The organism is Microbacterium sp. MMO-56 (assembly GCF_037146215.1).
GTDB lineage: Bacteria > Actinomycetota > Actinomycetes > Actinomycetales > Microbacteriaceae > Microbacterium.
This window is the reverse complement of the sequence record NZ_JBBCVW010000047.1, coordinates 1-1,295: the sequence shown is the minus strand read 5'-3', so window position 1 is coordinate 1,295 and position 1,295 is coordinate 1. Positions and strand designations below refer to the sequence as shown.

Below are 1,295 nucleotides of genomic sequence, written 5' to 3'. Positions count from 1 at the left end.
GGGACTGCTGCACGAGTAGGTGACATCTGATCTGGCTTGCCCGTGGGGTGGGCCTGGAAGGATGTTGCTGTGCCCAAGCCCTACCCGTCCGAGTTCCGTGACGACGTTGTGCGCGTCGCGCGGAACCGTGAGCCCGGAGTGACGATCGAGCAGATCGCGAAAGACTTCGGTGTTCACCCGATGACGCTGCAGAAGTGGATGCGTCGCGCTGACATCGATGAAGGTTCGAAGCCCGGCCAGTCGCGGACCGAGGCGGCGGAGGTCCGTGAGCTGAAGAAGCGGAACCGGCTGCTCGAGCAGGAGAACGAGGTCCTCCGCCGCGCGGCGGCGTATCTGTCGCAGGCGAACCTGCCGGGAAAAGGCTCTACCCGCTCGTGAGCGAGCTCGCCGACGCAGGGATCCCTGTGACGGTGACGTGTCGGGTGCTCAAGCTCTCCCGCCAGCCCTACTACCGGTGGCTGACGAACCCCATCACCCCAAGTGAGGTGGTCGAGGCGTATCGCGCGAACGCGCTGTTCGACGCGCACCGCGACGACCCCGAGTTCGGCCATCGGCTCCTCGCCGACGAGGCCCGTGGCAACGGGGAGGCGATGGCGGACCGGACCGCGTGGCGGATCGCCTCCAGCAACGGCTGGTTCAGCGCGTTCGGCAAGCCCAAGCGGAGCAAGGCCCGCCGGCCCGGCCCGCCCGTCCACGACGACCGCTGCGCCGTCATCGACGAGCACGGCCGGACCCGGCACGTGTTCACCGCCGACGCCCCGAACCAGCTCTGGTTGACGGATATCACCGAGCACAAGACCGCCGAGGGCAAGCTCTACCTCTGCGCGATCAAGGACGTCTACTCCGGCCGGATCGTGGGGTACTCGATCGACTCGAGGATGAAGTCCCGCCTCGCTGTTCAGGCGCTCGAGAACGCCGCCCTGATGCGCGGCGACGTCGCCGGCTGCGTCGTGCATTCGGACAGGGGATCTCAATTCCGCAGCCGGAAGATGCTCCGCGCCCTCAGCCGACACCGCATGGTCGGGAGCATGGGAAGAGTCGGGTCGAGCGGAGACAACGCCGCCATGGAGAGCTTCTTCGCGCTCCTCCAGAAAAACGTCCTCGACCGCCGCTCCTGGACCACCCGCGAGCAGCTGCGCATCGCGATCGTGACCTGGATCGAGCGCACCTACCACCGCCGACGACGGCAGGCCCGCCTGGGCCGTTTGACGCCCATCGAGTTCGAGACCATCATGAACACGACCGTCGCACTGGCGGCGTGACTACAACCTGTCACCTATCCGTGCAGCAGTCCC

1 protein-coding gene is annotated in these 1,295 nt (G+C 67.0%); it reads left to right on the top strand.

Annotation, left to right across the window (positions count from 1 at the left end; genetic code table 11):
* Positions 1-69: 69 nt before the first annotated feature.
* Positions 70-1,262 (top strand): IS3 family transposase gene (locus WFI00_RS17715; protein WP_336642390.1). Its coding sequence is split into 2 segments (ribosomal slippage): positions 70-354 and positions 357-1,262, totalling 1,191 coding nucleotides; the frame shifts between segments, so codons are not numbered across the junction.
* Positions 1,263-1,295 lie beyond the last annotated feature (33 nt).